Consider the following 16712-nt stretch of genomic DNA (forward strand, 5'->3'; position numbering starts at 1 on the left):
GACGAAGTCGACCTTCATCGCGACGGACGGTCCAGCTCCGCCGCGAAGAAACTCGCCGCGGACTTCAGGATCTGGTTGGCCCGCCGCAGCTCACGATTCTCCCGTTCCAACGCGGCGAGGCGTTCGGCGTCGCTGCTGGTGGTGCCCGGCTGGTCACCGGCGTCGGTCTCGGCCTTCTTCACCCACGTACGCAACGCCTCCGGATGAATCCCGAGCTGACCGGCGATCCGCCGGATCGCTCCGACCGCCGACGCCGGATCCCGGCGGGCCTCGACCGCCAACCGGGTCGCACGCTCACGCAGCTCGTCGGGGTACTTCTTCGGTGCGGGCATCGCTGGTGTTCCTCCCAGGTTTCGATGTCTCCATCAAACCCGGTGCGGGACAGTGGTCCGGCGTCGACCCCACCACCGCTGACGTCGACCGGCTCTGGCAGGCCTTCCTGCGCCGCTTAGACATCGAGCACACATTTCGCCTGTTCAAGCAGACTCTCGGCTGGACCTGCCCGAAAATCCGCACCCCACAGGTAGCCGACCTCTGGACCTGGTTGAGCCTCGCCGCCTACCCCCAACTCCGCTTGGCCCGCGCCGCGGCCGCCGACCTGCGCCGCCCCTGGGAAAAACCAGCACCACCGCAGCGCCTGTCACCCGCCCGCGTCCGCCGAGGGTTTCGACACCTCCGCGCGAAATCCACGAGGCTGTCGCACAGCTCTCGATCTTCGACTGTCAAGAGGTCGTCTGCCTGGCATCGTGGCGGAAGATCTTGTTCAGGTTGTGCACCGCGCCGAGGAGTTTGATCTCGGTGTCGACGGCGGCGGTGCCGCGTTGTTGGTGCACGCGGCGTCCGAACCGCTGGAACAGCTGGGCGAAGCCTGGTTCGACGATGGCGCCGCGGCGGGCGTAGAGCTGCCTGCCTTCGGCGGATGCCAGTCGGGCGGCCATTTCGCGGTGGCCGGCGGGGACGTTGTGCCCGGGTGGCGTCGCGTGGGTCTGCTTGTACTCCTTGGTGATCGACACCAGTAGCGGGAGATCGGCCAGGGCTGCGAAGTTCGCGGTGCTGGCATAGCCGCTGTCGGCCAGCCACGCCGCGACGTCGCCGGTCAGCCCAGCGGCTGCGCAGTTGTGTTGAACACGTCTGATGACCGGGACGAGTGCGGTGGTGTCGGCAGGGTTGTCCTGCAGCTCGATCGCGAGGAGTACCTGGTTGCGTGCGCAGGCGATCTGGACCTTATAGCCCTGCATGTATCCGCCGTGCTTGCCGAGCATGAGCCGCGACGCCGGATCGGTGAGCGAGGCCCTGGCCGCCGCGGACGGGATCGGTCGCGGGTAGCGCGCACGGTGCAACGCGGCCTGCGCCCGGGCGAGGCGGGCCTGCTGAGCAACGACCTTGGTCTTGGCCTCGATACTGGCCGGCGGGCGCCCGATAGCGCGCCGCCGGCCCACGGCCTGATCCTGCAGGGTCCGGTGGGCGTAGTCGGCCAGCCGCTGCTGCTGGCCGGCCGTGACCTCGGCCAGGCGCGCCTGGGCTTTGGTCACCATCCGCTGCGCGGCCTCCACCTTGATCCGGATCTCGCCCGCCGAGGGCAGCGAACGCTCGAACAGCTTGTCCCGGGCCACCCGGGCCCGTGCCACCCGATCGCTGAGCTGCGACAGCCGCCGCAGACAGCTACCTGCGGCCGTGAGCCGACGGCGCTCGTCGGCAACCGCTTCGTCCGTGTCCTCCGCCAGCCGGTCCAGTCGCGCCTCGCCGCCGGCGATGACGGTCTCCAAGGCGTCCAGGCTGCGGTTGGCTGAGCGTGCGGCGGCCGCGTGCATCGGTGAGCCGTCCACCGCCACCGCGGACAGGTCCACCAGCCCGCGCCGGACGCACAGCGCCAGGACCTGCACGAACAGCGCCTTCAGGACCTCGCGGTGACGACGCAGGAACCGCGCGACGGTGGCATGATCAACCTGTTGGTTGCCTGTGATGACCCGGCAGCCCACATCATCGAGGCAAGCGGCCTCGATCTTGCGCGTCGAGCGCACGCCCTTGCAGTAGCAGTACAGCACCAAGCTCAGCAGCACCTGCGGCGGATACGCCGCCGCGCCCTGGCCATCAGCACGATAGCCCCGCACGAACCCGGACAGGTCGAGCTCACCGACGACCTTCAGGACCTGCCAGCACAGATGCTGCGGCGGCAGCCACCCACGCACGTCATGCCTGATCGGCGCGGAGTCGTCCGGGCTGCAGGAGATGAAGTTGTATCCCACAGCACGACATAATCATCCAATATGGACGGCCACCAGCAAGAACTCTTGACAGCTGAAGATCGAAAGCTGTGCGACAGCCTCCCACCTGCCCCGCCAGCGCACCGAAACCCTCCCGGCCAGGACCTGGACGGCCACCCGGCCGCCGCAACACCCAGCCCACCCCACGTCACGACGTCCACATCGCGACCACGAAGAAATCCAACAAACCGGACACCAAGAAGACGAAGACCCCGAATCCCCGTCCACGTCGAACAGGTTAAAGATCAAGTTAGAGCGACCGGCAGTAGGCACCGATTCGACAGACAACTGGCCGGGGGTAGCAAACAGTCACGGGATCCATCGATCATGGAGTTCTCTACGCTCAGTGATCGACAGGAGTCCCGTGCCTGCCCTGCCATCATCGCTGTTGAACCCCGTCTGGGTCGAGTTCGCCGCGCTACTTCCACAGCGGCCGGAGTTTGACCCGGCCCATCCGCTGGGCTGCCACCGCCGCCGTATCCCCGACCGCGTCGTGTTCGAGCACGTCCTCGACGCCCTGGTCCACGGCTCAGGCTACGAACGAATCGCCAACCTCGGATGCTCGGACCGCACCATCCGCCGCCGGGTCAAGGACTGGGCAGCGGCCGGGATCGGCGAGAAGGTCCACGCCCTGGCCCTGGCCGCCTACGACCAGATAATCGGTCTGTCGTTGCAGGACCAGGCCGTGGACGGCGCGATCACCAAGGCGCCCTGCGGCGGCGAACGGGCCGGCCGATCCCCGGTCGACCGAGGCAAAGGCGGCTTCAAGCGCTCCACGCAGGTCGAGGGCGATGGCATACCCCTGGGTGTGGTGTCCGCGCCGGCCAACCGGCACGACAGCCCACTGCTGCGCCCCACCGTCAAAGCCGCAGCCGCGCAGGTCGGGCCCATGCCCGAAGGCGCGACGATGCACCTGCACCGCGCCTACGACAACAACCCGACCCGCGAACTGCTCGACGAGCTGGAACTGCACGGCGAGATCGCCCGCAAGGGCGTGCCCGCCCCGATCCAGGTCGGCAAACGTTGGGTGGTGGAGCGCACGAACTCGTGGATGAACGGCTACGGCAAGATCCGCCGCTGCACCGACCGCGACGCCAAGATCGTGGACTTCTACCTGTACCTGGCCGCCGCCCTCGTCACCGTACGTCAACTCATCCGCCGCGCCCGAACCCTCTACCGGTGGGACACCCGCCCCACCACCCGACGCCTCAAGTAGCACCTACTGCCGGTCGCTCTTAGGGCTCCCGTCGCGCGTGGATCTCCTCGGTCAGCGCCGGGAGCACGGTGTGCAGGTCGCCGACGATGCCGAAGTCGACCAGCTCGAAGATCGGGGCCTCCTCGTCCTTGTTGACGGCCACGATCGTCTTCGAGGTCTGCATGCCGGCGCGGTGCTGGATCGCACCGGAGATGCCGTTGGCGACGTAGAGCTGCGGCGAGACGGTCTTGCCGGTCTGGCCCACCTGGAAGCTGTGCGGCATCCAGCCGGAGTCGACCGCGGCGCGCGAGGCGCCGACCGCCGCGCCGAGGGCGTCGGCGAGGTTCTCGATCGGCTCGAAGTTGCCTCCGGTGCCGCGACCGCCGGACACCACGATCGCGGCCTCGGTGAGCTCGGGGCGACCGGTCGCCTGACGCGGCTGGCTGGCCGCGATCTGTGCCGTCTTCGCGCCGTCGGAGATCGTCGCGCCGAACTCCTCGACGGCACCCGCGCCGGCGGCCTCCTCCAGCGAGGCGGCGTTCGGCTTGACCGTGATGATCGGCGTGCCCTGGGTGACCTTCGAGGTCACCGTATAGTTGCCGGCGAAGACCGACTGGGTGGTCACCGGTGCCCCGCCGTCACCCGCCTGCACGTCGACGGCGTCGGTGATAAGGCCGGACTGGAGCTTGATCGCGAGCCGGCCGGCGATCTCCTTGCCCTCGTAGGAGGAGGAGATCAGCACCGCAGCGGGCGAGGTCTTCTCGGCGAGCTGCTGGAGCACCTCGGCCTTGGGTGCCACGAGGTAGCCCTTGAGCGGGGCGTCGTCGACGGCGTACACCTTCTCGGCGCCGTACTTCTTGACCGCCTCGGTGGCGGCGCCGGCCTGGTCGGCCGGGCCGATGAAGACCGCGGACGGCTCGCCGAGGCGGCGAGCGATGGCGAGCAGCTCGTAGGTCGGCTTGCGGACCGCACCGTCGAGATGGTCGATGAGAACCAGAACTTCGGACATCAGCGTGACTACCCCTCGCTCCTCAGATGAACTTCTTCGACGCAAGGAAGTCGGCCAGCGCCTTGGCGCCCGAGCCGTCCTCGTCCTTGACGATCTCGCCGGCGGTGCGCGGCGGGCGGGCGGCGGTCTCCTCGACCGCGGTCCACGCGGCCGCCAGTCCTACCTGGCCGGCGTCCACGCCGAGGTCGCCGAGCGACCAGGTGTCCAGCGGCTTCTTCTTGGCGGCCATGACGCCCTTGAACGACGGGTAGCGCGCCTCGCCGGACCGGTCGGTGACCGAGAGGACCAGCGGCATCGTGCCACGGATGACCTCGGTCGCGGTGTCGCTGTCCCGCTTGATCTGGACCTGGTCACCCTGCGTCTCGACGACCGAGGCGAAGGTGACCTGCGGCAGCCCGAGCCGCTCGGCCAGCATCGCCGGCACCACGCTCATCGCGCCGTCGGTGGAGGCCATGCCGCACACCACCAGGTCGACCTTCTGCTCCGCGCCGGCCCTCTCCACGGCCTTCGCAAGCACCAGCGAGGTGGCCACCGCGTCCGAACCGGCGATCGCCTCGTCGAGCACGTGGACACCCTGGTCAGCGCCCATCTGCAGGGCCTTGCGGACCGCGTCTACCGCCTTCTCCGGGCCGATCGTCACCGCAGTCACGGTCACGTCCTCGGGGTTCTCGGCCTTCTCCTTGATCTGGAGCGCCTGCTCGACCGCGTACTCGTCGAGCTCCGAGAGGAGCCCGTCGACCCCGACCCGGTCGACGGTGTTGTCCTCCTCGAACCTCCGGTCGGCCGTCGCGTCCGGGACGTACTTAACACAGACAAGAATATTCATGGCGCTCCTCGTTGTAGTGCCCAGCCAGGGTTGTCCGCCTGACGATGGATGCGGCCTTGGCGAGCACTGGGCGGGGCCGGTGGTGGTTGTGCTCGTGGACCACAGGCGAGCTAGATCGCCATCGACCACGGCTCCGGTCAGGTTGCCGGGGACACAGTCAGGGCGAGCAGCCCCGAGACGTCGCCCAGCAGGCCCTTCTTGTCTGGCAGCAGGGCGAGTTCCTCGGCCGCTCCGTCGCGAACTAGGCCACGCACGTTGTCGGCGAACTTCCGCTTGAGCTCGTCGTTCGACAGCGGCCGCGCGGGGCCTCCACGGGTGGTCAGGACCTCCTCGCGAAGAGTCTCGCCCGACTTGGTCGTCACGACGAGGGTGGCCGGGAACTGCATCGGAAAGATGCTGTCGCACAGCGGGTCGCCCACCACGGTGATGCGTGCCATCAGCTCGCGGCGCGCATCGTCCTGGACCAGCTCGTCGCTGAAGTCCTCGAGCGACAGACCGAGACCGTGCCCGCCGAAGAGGGCCGCGGCCACGGTGTATGGGCCGCTGAACTGGCCCTGGTAGCCGGTGAGGGGCTTCCGTTTGACGTCGATGGGCTCCCCGATCGTGCGGGCGCAGTGACTGGCCGTCCCGAGCACGATGGACTCGACGTCCTCCGGCTTCAGGCCAGCCTCGCGGAGGCGGATCGCGGCGTCGACGCCCGCGTGGGTGAAGTGGTTGGCGGGGTAAGGCTTGAAGAAGATGCTCGGGACCTCCCAGTTCTGCCCCAGCCCGACGAGCACCTCGTCGATGTCGAACCGCCCCTTGAGGAACGCCTCGAAGAACCCGAACTTCCCTTCGAAGACCGTCGGGGGGCCGGTCAGCCCGGCGGAGGCGAGCTCGGCCGCGACGACGCCGCCGTGCGCGGCCCAACCGCAATGGGTCCGCTTGACGGTGCCACCGGTCCGATTGCCCTCCAGGATGCCGCTGGCGAAGCTAGCCGAGATGCTCATCGCGTGGCCGATGCCGCTGGCGTCCAGACCCAGCAAGGAGCCAGCGGCCGCGGCGGCGCCGACGCACCCGCAGATCGACGTCGCGTGCTGGCCGTACTCGAAGAAGATCGAGCTCTTGCCCGCCCGGTCGTAGCCGCCCATGCCCAAGCGGACGGCGACCTCGAGGCCCGCCGCCACCGCCGCGACGACCGCCTCGTCCGAGGCTCCGACTGACTCGGCGACCGCGAGCGCCGCGGGAACGACGCTCGCGCTCGGGTGGAGGACCGACGGCAGGTGGGTGTCGTCGTAGTCGAGTGAATGCGCGAGGACGCCGTTGGCGAAGGCGGCCTGCGAGGCCGGCACCTTCTGCGACCGACCGATGACCGTCGCGCCCGCGGCCCCGCCCACCTTCACCGTGTAGTCCAGGACCGCTTTGCTTGTGTCGAGCCGCTGCGCGGCAATGCTGACACCCAGAGTGTCGAGGATCCGCCGACGAACACTCACATCGACTTCCTCCGGCACGCCCTCGTCGCGGGCGTCCGCGACGAACTGGGCCAGCTGTGCGAGCACGGGTGCGCTCTGGGTCGACGTGTCACTCACTTCGGTTCTCCCTCATAGATCGGTTGGCAAGTTCGACGATGCGGGCGGCGTACGCGACGATCGCGGGGTCGACGAAACGGCCCTCGACGACGCCCACTCCCCCTCCGTCCCGGGAGGCCGCCAGGATGGCCTCGGCCTCCTCCAGTTCGGCCGGGGTCGGCTGGAACGCTGTGTGGATGATCGGCAGCTGTGAGGGGTGGATCGCCGACTTGCCCCCGAAGCCGAGCTTCTTGACCTGTTCCGTGTGCTCTCGCAGGCCGGCCAGGTCGTCGAGACGCGTGAACGCCCCGTCGACCGGTCGTCCGATCCCGGCGGCCCTGCTTTCGATCACCAGGGTCGACCGGGCCATCAGGGTCGGCATGAACGAGGTCACCTCGGGCAGACCGATGTCGGCCGCGAAGTCGGCCTCGCCGAAGACGAGCGCCTCTGTCCGCGCGGAGGCGCGAGCGATGGTGCCCGCGTTCACGAGGCCGAAGGCCGACTCGATCGTCGGGTAGAACCGGACCGAGCCCGCGGCGAGGCCGCGGTCCCGCTCGAGCCTCCCCACCAGCTCGGACGCGGCCGCGATGGCGTCGGCCGACTCCGCCTTGGGCAGCCGCAGCGCCTCCAGCCCCGGCCTCACCACAGCGTCGAGGTCAGCGGTGCAGTAGCCGTCGCCCTCCCGGTTGACCCGGACGTGTACGGGCGTCCCCTTGGGCCGGTGCTCTGCGACGACCCGCGAGACGGCGCTGCGGGCCGCGTCCTTCTCGGTGGCCGGCACGGAGTCCTCGAGGTCGAGGACGACGGCGTCGGCACCGGCCGCGAGGGCCTTGATCATGACGCGCTCTCTCGATCCAGGAGCGAACAGGTAGCTCTGGTGAGCGAGCGGACGACGGTCGGTGTCGTGCTCGAGCACGCTCACGCCTGCCTCGCAGTCCCGGCCGCGATTTCCATCAGCTCCCGCATGTCCTCCAGCTCGTCAACGTGCGAGGCAAGCTCGAAGAGCTTGGCCGAGGCGGCGTCGCCGAGTGCGGGCGTCACGCACATGTCGAACTTGTCGCGGCGCTCCGACTCAGTGAGCGGCACGCCCGGCATGCCGCTCAGCTTGTCCACCCGCTCGCTGAGGACGGTCCCGTCGGTGAGCCGCACGTCGACGACGACGTGCAGGTAGAGGAACTCCTTGGAGATCTCCGGCTCGTACTCGATGCGAACGCGGGGCAGCAGGTCGACGACGTCGGCGGCAAAGCGGCGGTCGTTGGTGAACGAGTCGATGCCCACCTGTCCGTCGAGCAGCCCGAGCGTGGTTGTGTACTGGACCGAGAACTTGCCGTCCAGTCCGGTGTCCGGCTGGGGGCGGTCGACGTAGTCGAGCTCAGGGAAGTGCACTACGACCTCCGCGATCTGGCTGATCTGGAAGTCGGGGCGCTGCAGCAGCCGCTCGCGCAGCCTCAGGGCGGCGGTGATCGGCCGATGGGTGAAGTAGTTGCTGGGGAAGCGCTTGAAGCCGACGCCCGGCTCCACCATGCGCAGCGGGTCGGCGAAGCCCTCGACCAGCAGCTCGGGGGTCTGGTCGTTGGGCATCAGCGTGTCGAAGTAGCCCTCGGGCCCGAAGATGTCCCTGGCAGCGGTCCACCCCATCTGCGCCAGCAGCGCGCACTCGACGCCGTTGCGCGCGGCGTGGCCGGAGTGGCTCGACTTGGTCATGGTGCCCGTGTTGACGCTGAAGCTGCCGACCCGTGAACCGGCCGTACCGAAGGCCATCAGAGCCTGGTCGTCGTCGAGCCCGAGGAGCTTGACGCCCGCGGCGACGGCGCCCATGAGCCCGGTCGTGCCGGGCTTGTGGAAACCGTGACCGGTCTTCAGCCCGAGGCTCGCCATACGGAGCCGGCCCTGGACTTCGAAGGCGGCGACGAGCGCCGTCAGGCAGTCCTGGCCGTTGAAGCCGTAATGCTCGGCGAGCGCCAGGATGGCCGGCAGCGTCGGCGACGTGGGGTGGTTCATCGGATACCACGTGTTGTCGAAGTCGAGCGCGTGCATGAGGGTGCCGTTCACGAACGCGGCGTCGGTCATCGAGGTCCTCATGCCGGCGCCGATCACCGTCGCCTGCTCCGCGCCACCGATCTCACGCACGTAGCGCAGCGCGACATCCCCCACGCCGAGCGGCTCTCGCAGTCCGGCGAGAGCGACGCCGATGCCGTCGGCGAAGACCGCGCGTGCCGTCTGCTTCGCCTCCTCCGGGATGGTGTCGTAGGTCAGCGCACGCAGGTGTCCGACCAGCCGCTGGGTCAGGGTGGGAGCTCCGATCCTCTGGTTCATCAGGCACCTACCGCCTGCGTCGCGTCCAGCGCCGCGACGGCGGACGCAGCGGCGCGACGCCCGTATACGGCGCCTCGCATGAGGCCGGCACCGCCCGGATAGTTGTGGTAGAAGAAGCCACCGGTGATCTCGCCTGTGGCGTACAGGCCCGGCATCGGCCGGCCCTCGTTGTCGAGCACGCGCGCTTCGGTGTCCGTCAAGATCCCTCCGTAGGTGAACGTGATGCCGGTCGTGACCGGGTAAGCGACGAATGGCGGGGCGTCCAGGGCGAGCGCCCAATTGCTCTTGGGGGGCGTCACGCCGGTCGTCGTCGCCAGTCCGTCCTCGATGTTGGGATCGAATCTGCTCGCATCGGCCGGCACGCCGGCGTTGAAGTCGTCCACCGTGGCGCACATTGCGACCGGATCGATCCCCAGCTTCGCCGCCAGCTCCTCGACGGTGTCGGCCACGACCGGGACCTGGGTGCTGTACCGGGGCTGCAGGTGTTGCAGGGTCTTCTGGTCGAAGATCTGGACCGCCCACGCCTGGCGTTGGGCGCGGATCGCGGCGCCGGTCTTGGCGTAGGTGTAGAGGTAGTACGCCTCTCCCTCGTCGACGAACCGGCGGCCGTCCTTGTTGATCAAGAGGCCGTACGGGTAGGAGTGGCGTCCGGTCGCATCGGTGATGGCGAGGTCCCCCACGTCGGGCGCGTCGGCGGCCACGGGAGTGGCGTGACATCCGCCCCAGTGGCCCGCCGCCTGCGCGCCGGCGCGAAGTGCGGCCTCGAGCATGGTGCCCTTGTTGAAGCGGGTGCCGCGCACCTTCACCAGGTCCCAGCCGGTACCGAGGTAGCGCAGCCGCATCTCGGGGTTGGCCTCGAAGCCGCCGGAGGCGAGGATCACCTGCCCGTGGAGCTCGACAAACTCGTCGCGACGCCTGACCACCACACCACGCACGCTCGAGCCCTCGGTGATGAGGGCGTGGGCTGGCGCGTCGTACCAGACCTCGAGGCCCCTTGCCTCCACCGTGCGGAACAGGTCGTCGACGAGGCCCTTGCCCTCGTGGACGGTGCGGACCGCCCCACCCGGAGGAAGGACATACGGGTTGCTCTCCGAGACGGTCGACTGCTTGACGAACTTGCGGGTGGCGAGCTCCCAGTGGACGCCTTGGTCACGCATCCACGTCATGGTGTCGTAGGACTCGTCCACCAGAACCTCGATGAGGTCGGGTGAGGCGCGCCCACCCGAGACCTCAAGGAGGTCACCGAGGTAGTCCTTCTTCGTGTACGGCTGGACCGAGGAAATCGGCACAAGTTCCTTCGACGACTCGGCGAGGATCGCGTCGATCTCGTCCATCCCGTTGTGAACAAACCGGAAGGTCGCGCCCGCAAAGCGGCTGTTGCCCCCGCGCTCCTCGTAGTTCGCCGACTCGAGGACGATCACATTGGCTCCGAGGTCGTGGGCTGCGAGTGCCGCGACGAGCGCGGCGTTCCCAGCACCGACGACGATGACCTGATGGGCGTTACTGGACAATGTTGAACCTTTCCGCGGGCCGCAGGACCCGCGTCCGTTCACTTTTGGATGAGCTGCGGGATCCCGCCCAGGACGCCTTCCGGAATGACGATGTCTCCGCTCCATCCCACGAGGTTGAGGGCGACGAACACGCCGGCCGTGTAGAGCGCGACCGTCCGCCAGCGCATGTGGGCGAAGTGACGCCCGAAGACGGGGATCATGACTAGGACGGCGACGAACAGGCCGAGCATCCAGACCAGTGCCACGAAGACGGCCATCCAGATGAAGACCTGAAGGGTCTGGAGGAGGTACGAGTTGCTGTCCGGAGTCGCCCGCTCGGCGGTCGACGGGGCGTCGCCCGTCGGCTGCGGGGCCGCACCCGGTCCGTCCGGAGTGGAGGCGTCCGTCGACGGCTGCGCACGCGGCGCTGCCGGGGCCTGCGGGGCGGTGACAGGGGCCGCGACAGGCGCGGACATCTGCGCGGGGATCACGCGGGGTGCGGGAGCGCCAGGCGCTGGCTGTGCGGGATCTAGTCTGTGATGTGCGGCTCTGCGGTACTCCCTGATGGCGGCAATGAGAATTGGAACTGCACAGACGATGCCGATCGCGCTCACAAGCCGGGGAGCGAGCGCCGCTGCAGGGGTGAAGCCAAAGGACATGATGAACGCCCCTGTGACGACCACAAACGCGAAGATCGCGAACCCAAGGGCCCAGCCCGGGCCCCTGAGCATGTCGCCGGCGTCCGGCGCCTCCTTCATCGCCACTGCGGTGGCCTCGGGAAGATCGTCGCCGCCGCGACCCCGCTGACCGTTCTTCCGCTGCTTGCGGATCCAGCGGACCAAGCCGAGGATGATTGGGTAGGCCAGCACGGCCAGCATGACTAGCACCAGCGGCCGCTGAATCCACTCCGATGTCGAGTAGAGGTTTCTCGTCAGGAAGTAGTAGCGCTCGAGCGGAATGCTGAGGACCAGGCCGATCAGCATGGGGGCGCGGGGGAAGTCCAGCTCCTTCATGACGAAGCCGAGCACGCCGAAGATCAGGACAAGGGCCAGGTGATGCGGATCCAGGGCAGTCTGGAACGCGCCGAGGAAGATCACCACGAGAAGCGCCGGAGCGAGCCGGACGAGCGGAACCGTCGTCAAGCGAGAGAGCGCGCCCGCAAGGGGGAAGCAGAGTAGCGAGGCGATGACGCTGGCGATGGCGAAGGACCAGACGATGACGTACACACTGTCGAGGTGCTCCTCGACCATCGCGGGACCCGGCTGGATCCCATAGAAGAGCAGGGCACCGAGCAGCAGTGCTGACGGGGTACCACCGGGGATGCCGAACAGCAGCGTGGGGATCATGTCACCGGACTCCACGGAGTTCGCCGCGCTCTCGGGAGCGATGACGCCACGAGGGTCGCCCTTGCCGAACTTCGACTTATCCCGCGCTGTCGCACGGGCCTGCCCGTAGGCGAGGAATGAGCCGGCGGTAGCGCCCACGCCGGGGAGAACGCCCGCCCAGATGCCAACCAGGGCACCGCGGAGCACGTGGGACCAGTGGTGGAAGAAGTCCCCGACTCCGGCCCGGCGGCTGCCGGTGAGCCTGTGCGTCTCGGCGATCGGGGCATCCCTTGTGACCAGCGCCGCGATCTCGGCGAGGCCGAAGATGCCGAGCGCGATGACGGACAGGTCGACGCCGTCGATGAGGAAGAGCTGTCCGAACGTGTACCGATAGACCGGCTCGGCCGGCGCAGACCCAATGAACCCGACCAGGAGGCCGAGACAGGCCGCGAGCAGGCCCTTGAGCATGTTGCCCTTGGAGATCAGCGCGGCGAGGCTGACGCCGAGCACGCACAGCATAAAAATCTCGGGGGAGCTGAAGCTCAGGATGAGCGGTCTGGCGATCGGGATGGACAGCGTCAAGCCGAGCGCGCCAAGGAGGCCACCGGCCATAGAGGACAGGAATGCGAGCGTGAGCGCTTGTGACGCTTTACCCCGCTTTGTCATTTCGTGTCCGTCGATCATTAGCACGGCCGACGCCGCCGAGCCCGGGATGCCGAGCAGGATGGATGCGATGGCATCGGAGTGATGCACCGACGCCACGGCGCCGATCAGCAGGGGCAGGCCGTGCTCGGGGGGCAGGTCGAGCACGAAGACGTAAGGGATGAGTAGCGCGACGGCGGCGGTGCCACCTAGGCCGGGTATCAAGCCGACCACCAGTCCGGCCACGACCCCCAACATCAGGTACACGATGGTGGTGATCGTGGCGAAACTGCCGAGCGCTGTGAGGGCTGCGTCCAGCATGAATGTTCTTCCGTTTGTCGCGAGGGCGTGTCTCGGGGCGGAACCAGCTTGTGCCGGGCATGGGACGAAGCCCGGCACAAGCCTTGGGTGTGGATCCGATCAGTCCAGCTGCGTGTCGTACTTCTCTGCGAGCAGATTCGAGACGAACTTGCCGGCCTCATCCGTCACGGTGAAGGATCGTTGGATGACGTCTCGATTCGTGTCGCCGGCGACCAGCGGGTAGTCGCCGGCTTCCTCGTGGAGCTTTTTCATGAACTCCTCGTCGTTCTGAAGCTGCTTCACCGCGTCGGTATAGGCGTCCAGGATGGAGTCCGGAGTGCCCGGTGTCGCCCAGAGAGTCTTTTGATACGTGTAGCCAGCGACGGCGAATACCTTGTACGCGTCCCAGGCAGGGCCGGAGGGTGCCGAACCCTTGATCTGCTCGTACACCTCCGCGACCGTCGGAAGGTCCGGGAAGTTTGGGTCGCGGACGATTTCACCCTTTTCGTCAATGACGCCATAGGTCGCGAGCGGGACGACCTCACCCTTGTCCACGAGTGGCTGCACGGTGGAGATGTATGCGGACGTGGTCTGGCGGTCGACGTCCAGTTCGCCCCGCTGGAATGCAAGGCTAATCGGACCACGGCCCTCAAATCCGAACGTGGCGTCGACGTGGATGCCAAGCATCTCGAACGCGACGAGCGCACCGAGGTCGGCTCCAGTCTGGTTGATCGCGCCGTACTTCGCCGGAGTCGATCGGCCGATCATGTCCTGGATCGACTTGATCCCGCTCGCCTTGCTCGCATAGATCACGCTGCCGGTGCCCATGGCGACCACGGGACGCAACTTGGCGAAGTCGTACTCGACACCCTTTTGGTGAAGGAGATAGGGGTTGTAGGACGAACTCGTGCCCACCAAGATGCGGGAGCCATCGTCCTTAGCTCTGTTGTAGAACTCGTTGTTGGCGGGGATTCCCTTACCGGAGGGCAGGTTCTCCACCCGGATGCTCGGGCTGCCGGGCAGAACCTTCTCGAGCTTCGGCGCAAGGATGCGCGCCCAGGTGTCGGTGCCGCCGCCGGCCTCAAACGGCACAACGAAGGTGATGCGGCTCGGGAACTCCTCGGCCGCCCCGCCGCTCCCCGAGCCGCAGGCAGCGACCGTGAGCAGTGCCGTCGCGACGAGGGCGGCGATGCCTGCCTTCTGGGCCCGCGAGCGGCGTTGTACGCGTGACTGTCGCACGTTATCGACCTCTCTCCTTCGGAACGGTTGCTCGGGTCGTCGGCCCGTCGGTCCTCGTGGCTCCCGACCGGTCCACGCGTCCCCCGTCCGGCGTTCGGTTGGCATGCACCCCCCAATGGCACGGGAGGCTATTGTTTCTTGTAGAGAAACGGCCCTGGTCTCCGGCCGTTCCGCTTAGCGGATCGGTCTGACCTGACCAGCGGCTCCGAAACCGGAGTATGGCACTTCAGAGCGCCACTGCCTAGGGGTTGAGAGACGGTTGCCGCAAAAAACTGTTCCTTCTAGCGAAACGCTTGGCGAGGCGCCCGGCGCCAGGAGCGCTCCTTCCGTTCCTGCAAGCGCACGCGGTACCGAGTCAGCCGATCGAGTCGCCGACGTCCTCCTGTTGTTCGCGCGCTCCGAGAAGCCGGTCGGCGTCTCGCGAGTGGCCCGTGAGCTGTCCCTGAGCAAGGCGGTCGTGCATCGGATCCTCCAGTCGCTGACCTCGCGGTCGCTGCTGCGCGCGCTCCCCGGTGGAACCGCCTACACGCTCGGGCCGGCCGCGATCAGCCTCAGCATCCGCGCCTGGAGCCAGCTCGATGTGCGCACCCTGGCCTCGCCGGTGCTGCATCGGCTCCGCGACGCGACTCGCGAGACCACGACGGTGTCCGTGCTCGTCGGCCACCACCGCATCTACCTCGACCAGCTGGAGAGCCCGCAGGAGGTGAAGATGACCGTCGAGATCGGTCCGCACTACCCGCTCCACAGCGGTGCCTCCAGCCGGGCGATCCTGGCCTTCCTCCCGCAGTCCTACATCGACGAGACGGTGCGTCAGCTGCGGATCGCCAAGCCCGAGGTCGATCCCGACGACTTCGTGGCTCGCCTCGCCGAGGTGCGGGAGCAGGGCTACGCCGTATCCACGAACGAGCGAGGCACCGGGACGTCGTCCATCGCGGCGCCATTCTTCGACGCGCAGCGAAATCCCGTGGGGTCCGTGAGCGCGTCGGGACCGATGTTCCGGTTCACCGAACAGCAGATCGCCGCTCACACGCCGCACGTCCTCGCCGCCGCGCGGGAGCTGACGGGGCTGATGCTGGCGAAGTTCTGAGCCACGGCGGCGCGTGGCGTCCTGCCGTCACAGTGACCACCGCGACAGTTGATATGTGCGGGCTCATACGGCATTCGGGCATGGGCGGCGTCACCTCACAAGGACCAATCGGAGGAGACGCATTGACGACCGCCCTTGCGCGCATCCAGAACGCCATCGCCGCCGCCGAACGGGCCGCTCAGAGCGTGTTTGAGAGGGCGTTGATCAGGTCTAGGTGAAGGTGCGGCGGGCTTGACGGCGGGCCGGATGACCGCGGGTGATCCGGCGGGTCATGCCGGTGATGGCGGCCCAGCGGATGATGGCTTCGGAGACCTCGGGGTGGCGTTCGTAGTCACGGGCCAGGCGTCGGCAGGCGGTGAGCCAGGCCAGGGTTCGTTCCACGACCCAACGGCGGGAGATCACGCTGAACCCGCGCTGGTCGGCGGGCTTGCGGACGATCTCCAGCGTCGTGCGGAGGATGTCGCGGGCCCAGTCGACGAGCCGTCCGGCGAAGCCCTGGTCGGCGAAGACGTGCCGGATCGGGGTGGCCATGTAGGCGCTGAGCAGGGCGGTCTTGGCGCCGTCGCGGTCCTGCCAACTCGCGGCCAACACTGTCACGGTGAGCAGCAGGCCGGCGGTGTCGGTGACGATGAACCGCTTCCGTCCGTTGATCTTCTTCCCGGCGTCGTAGCCGCGGCTGTCCCGGCCGACGGTGTCGGCGCCCTTCACCGACTGCGAGTCGATGATCCCCGCCGACGGTTCGGGGTCACGGCCCTGCTGTACCCGGGCCTTGATCCGCAACGCGGCCAGGAGTTTCTCGGTAACACCGGCATCTTCCCACCGGTTGAAGTACCAGTACACCGTCTGCCACGGCGGCAGATCCGCAGGCAAATACCGCCATGGGCACCCCGACCGGACGACGTACAAGATCGCGTTGACGATCTCCCGCCGAGGGTGCTTCTCCCTCCGGCCGTCCGTGTTCGGCTCTGGGAGCAGAGGCTCGATCAAAGCCCACTGGGCGTCGGTCAGGTCCGAGGGGTAACCACGACGAGCAGACACCGCGCCACCCTGCCCGACCCGAGCGTCGATGTCATGCCGCCACGCCGTCCACATCAGACCATCTCAAACACGCTCTCAGATCGGGCTCGCCGTCGAGGACGGCCAACTGAGCGTGGACCAGGCCAGGTCCTCGCGACCCTGAACACGGTCGACGTCGACGCGGCCGACCTCGCTCCGCGGAAGAACCACGCCGCGGCCCCGGTCGCGCCGACGCCCGTCGGACGTCCGACGGACGGCCTGATCCGGCGTGCCTCACCCGCGCGTTCCTCTGGGCGGATCGATGGTGAAGGTGTACCCCGAGGCGTTGCCTGCGCCCTCCGCCGGTGACTGCCGGCTCATGGTGCGCTTTCGCAGGCCATGTGATTGACGGCACCCGAATTCTCCTGTTAACTCGGTGCCACAACCTGTTCCGCTGAACGGACTATCTGGAGTGG

General features: G+C 68.0%; 13 protein-coding genes and 1 pseudogene. 3 read left to right on the forward strand and 11 right to left on the reverse strand.

The genetic code is table 11. The annotated features are described in order from the left end of the window. Positions 1-14 precede the first annotated feature (14 nt). Positions 15-332 (reverse strand): transposase, encoded by a 318-nt coding sequence (locus ACFYPS_RS30335; RefSeq protein WP_387328832.1) that lies wholly within the window; start codon positions 330-332, stop codon positions 15-17. Between the two features lie 53 nt (positions 333-385). On the opposite strand from ACFYPS_RS30335, the pseudogene ACFYPS_RS30340 reads away from it, so the two are divergent. Next, positions 386-688 (forward strand): annotated as a pseudogene (locus ACFYPS_RS30340) (transposase); the annotation flags it as partial. 34 nt (positions 689-722) lie between these two features. Here the strand turns inward: ACFYPS_RS30340 and ACFYPS_RS30345 are convergent. After that, positions 723-2246, reverse strand: coding sequence for a transposase (locus ACFYPS_RS30345; RefSeq protein ID WP_387328835.1), 1524 nt, complete (start codon positions 2244-2246; stop codon positions 723-725). A 382-nt stretch (positions 2247-2628) separates the two neighbouring features. Here ACFYPS_RS30345 and ACFYPS_RS30350 point away from each other — a divergent pair, with 382 nt between their 5' ends. Beyond that, positions 2629-3480, forward strand: coding sequence for an IS5 family transposase (locus ACFYPS_RS30350; protein WP_387328838.1), 852 nt, complete (start codon positions 2629-2631; stop codon positions 3478-3480). Positions 3481-3499: 19 nt separating this feature from the next. Here ACFYPS_RS30350 and ACFYPS_RS30355 read toward each other — a convergent pair whose 3' ends face one another. The 8 genes from ACFYPS_RS30355 to ACFYPS_RS30390 all read right to left on the reverse strand — a co-directional run bounded on the left by ACFYPS_RS30355 (position 3500) and on the right by ACFYPS_RS30390 (position 14153). Continuing rightward, entirely contained in the window at positions 3500-4468 is a 969-nt protein-coding gene (locus ACFYPS_RS30355; protein ID WP_387328840.1) for an electron transfer flavoprotein subunit alpha/FixB family protein, read from the reverse strand. Between the two features lie 22 nt (positions 4469-4490). Beyond that, positions 4491-5294 (reverse strand): electron transfer flavoprotein subunit beta/FixA family protein, encoded by an 804-nt coding sequence (locus ACFYPS_RS30360; RefSeq protein ID WP_387328842.1) that lies wholly within the window; start codon positions 5292-5294, stop codon positions 4491-4493. A 137-nt stretch (positions 5295-5431) separates the two neighbouring features. Beyond that, positions 5432-6862: an MmgE/PrpD family protein gene (locus tag ACFYPS_RS30365; protein ID WP_387328845.1), complete on the reverse strand. Its 1431-nt coding sequence runs from the start codon at positions 6860-6862 to the stop codon at positions 5432-5434. Further along, positions 6855-7763 carry an HpcH/HpaI aldolase/citrate lyase family protein gene (locus ACFYPS_RS30370; RefSeq protein WP_387328848.1) on the reverse strand — a complete coding sequence of 303 codons (909 nt, stop codon included), beginning with the start codon at positions 7761-7763 and terminating at the stop codon, positions 6855-6857. The genes ACFYPS_RS30365 and ACFYPS_RS30370 overlap by 8 nt, the downstream gene beginning before the upstream one ends. Next, positions 7760-9157 (reverse strand): MmgE/PrpD family protein, encoded by a 1398-nt coding sequence (locus ACFYPS_RS30375; RefSeq protein ID WP_387328851.1) that lies wholly within the window; start codon positions 9155-9157, stop codon positions 7760-7762. Before ACFYPS_RS30375 ends, ACFYPS_RS30370 begins: the two co-directional genes overlap by 4 nt. Beyond that, positions 9157-10668 (reverse strand): FAD-dependent tricarballylate dehydrogenase TcuA, encoded by a 1512-nt coding sequence (gene tcuA / locus ACFYPS_RS30380; RefSeq protein ID WP_387328853.1) that lies wholly within the window; start codon positions 10666-10668, stop codon positions 9157-9159. The genes ACFYPS_RS30375 and tcuA overlap by 1 nt, the downstream gene beginning before the upstream one ends. A gap of 38 nt (positions 10669-10706) precedes the next feature. Then, entirely contained in the window at positions 10707-12935 is a 2229-nt protein-coding gene (locus tag ACFYPS_RS30385; protein WP_387328856.1) for a tripartite tricarboxylate transporter permease, read from the reverse strand. 99 nt (positions 12936-13034) lie between these two features. Further along, positions 13035-14153, reverse strand: coding sequence for a Bug family tripartite tricarboxylate transporter substrate binding protein (locus ACFYPS_RS30390; protein ID WP_387328858.1), 1119 nt, complete (start codon positions 14151-14153; stop codon positions 13035-13037). A 259-nt stretch (positions 14154-14412) separates the two neighbouring features. Here ACFYPS_RS30390 and ACFYPS_RS30395 point away from each other — a divergent pair, with 259 nt between their 5' ends. Then, the gene (locus tag ACFYPS_RS30395; protein ID WP_387328861.1) at positions 14413-15240 is read left to right on the forward strand and encodes an IclR family transcriptional regulator; all 828 of its coding nucleotides are present in this window, start codon (positions 14413-14415) and stop codon (positions 15238-15240) included. Between the two features lie 210 nt (positions 15241-15450). Here ACFYPS_RS30395 and ACFYPS_RS30400 read toward each other — a convergent pair whose 3' ends face one another. Further along, complete coding sequence (locus tag ACFYPS_RS30400; RefSeq protein ID WP_387328864.1) at positions 15451-16332, reverse strand: IS5 family transposase; 882 nt, start codon at positions 16330-16332, stop codon at positions 15451-15453. Positions 16333-16712: the final 380 nt, after the last annotated feature.

Origin of the sequence: Micromonospora sp. NPDC005087 (assembly GCF_042872965.1) — a bacterium.
Classification (GTDB): domain Bacteria; phylum Actinomycetota; class Actinomycetes; order Mycobacteriales; family Micromonosporaceae; genus Micromonospora.

What these genes read in the sequence shown, in the direction of transcription:
- ACFYPS_RS30335 (WP_387328832.1), bottom strand. Translation starts at nt 332, where the DNA reads ATGCCCGCACCGAAGAAGTACCCCGACGAGCTGCGTGAGCGTGCGACC.
- ACFYPS_RS30385 (WP_387328856.1), bottom strand. Translation starts at nt 12,935, where the DNA reads ATGCTGGACGCAGCCCTCACAGCGCTCGGCAGTTTCGCCACGATCACC.
- ACFYPS_RS30400 (WP_387328864.1), bottom strand. Translation starts at nt 16,332, where the DNA reads ATGTGGACGGCGTGGCGGCATGACATCGACGCTCGGGTCGGGCAGGGT.
- ACFYPS_RS30375 (WP_387328851.1), bottom strand. Translation starts at nt 9,157, where the DNA reads ATGAACCAGAGGATCGGAGCTCCCACCCTGACCCAGCGGCTGGTCGGA.
- ACFYPS_RS30360 (WP_387328842.1), bottom strand. Translation starts at nt 5,294, where the DNA reads ATGAATATTCTTGTCTGTGTTAAGTACGTCCCGGACGCGACGGCCGAC.
- ACFYPS_RS30355 (WP_387328840.1), bottom strand. Translation starts at nt 4,468, where the DNA reads ATGTCCGAAGTTCTGGTTCTCATCGACCATCTCGACGGTGCGGTCCGC.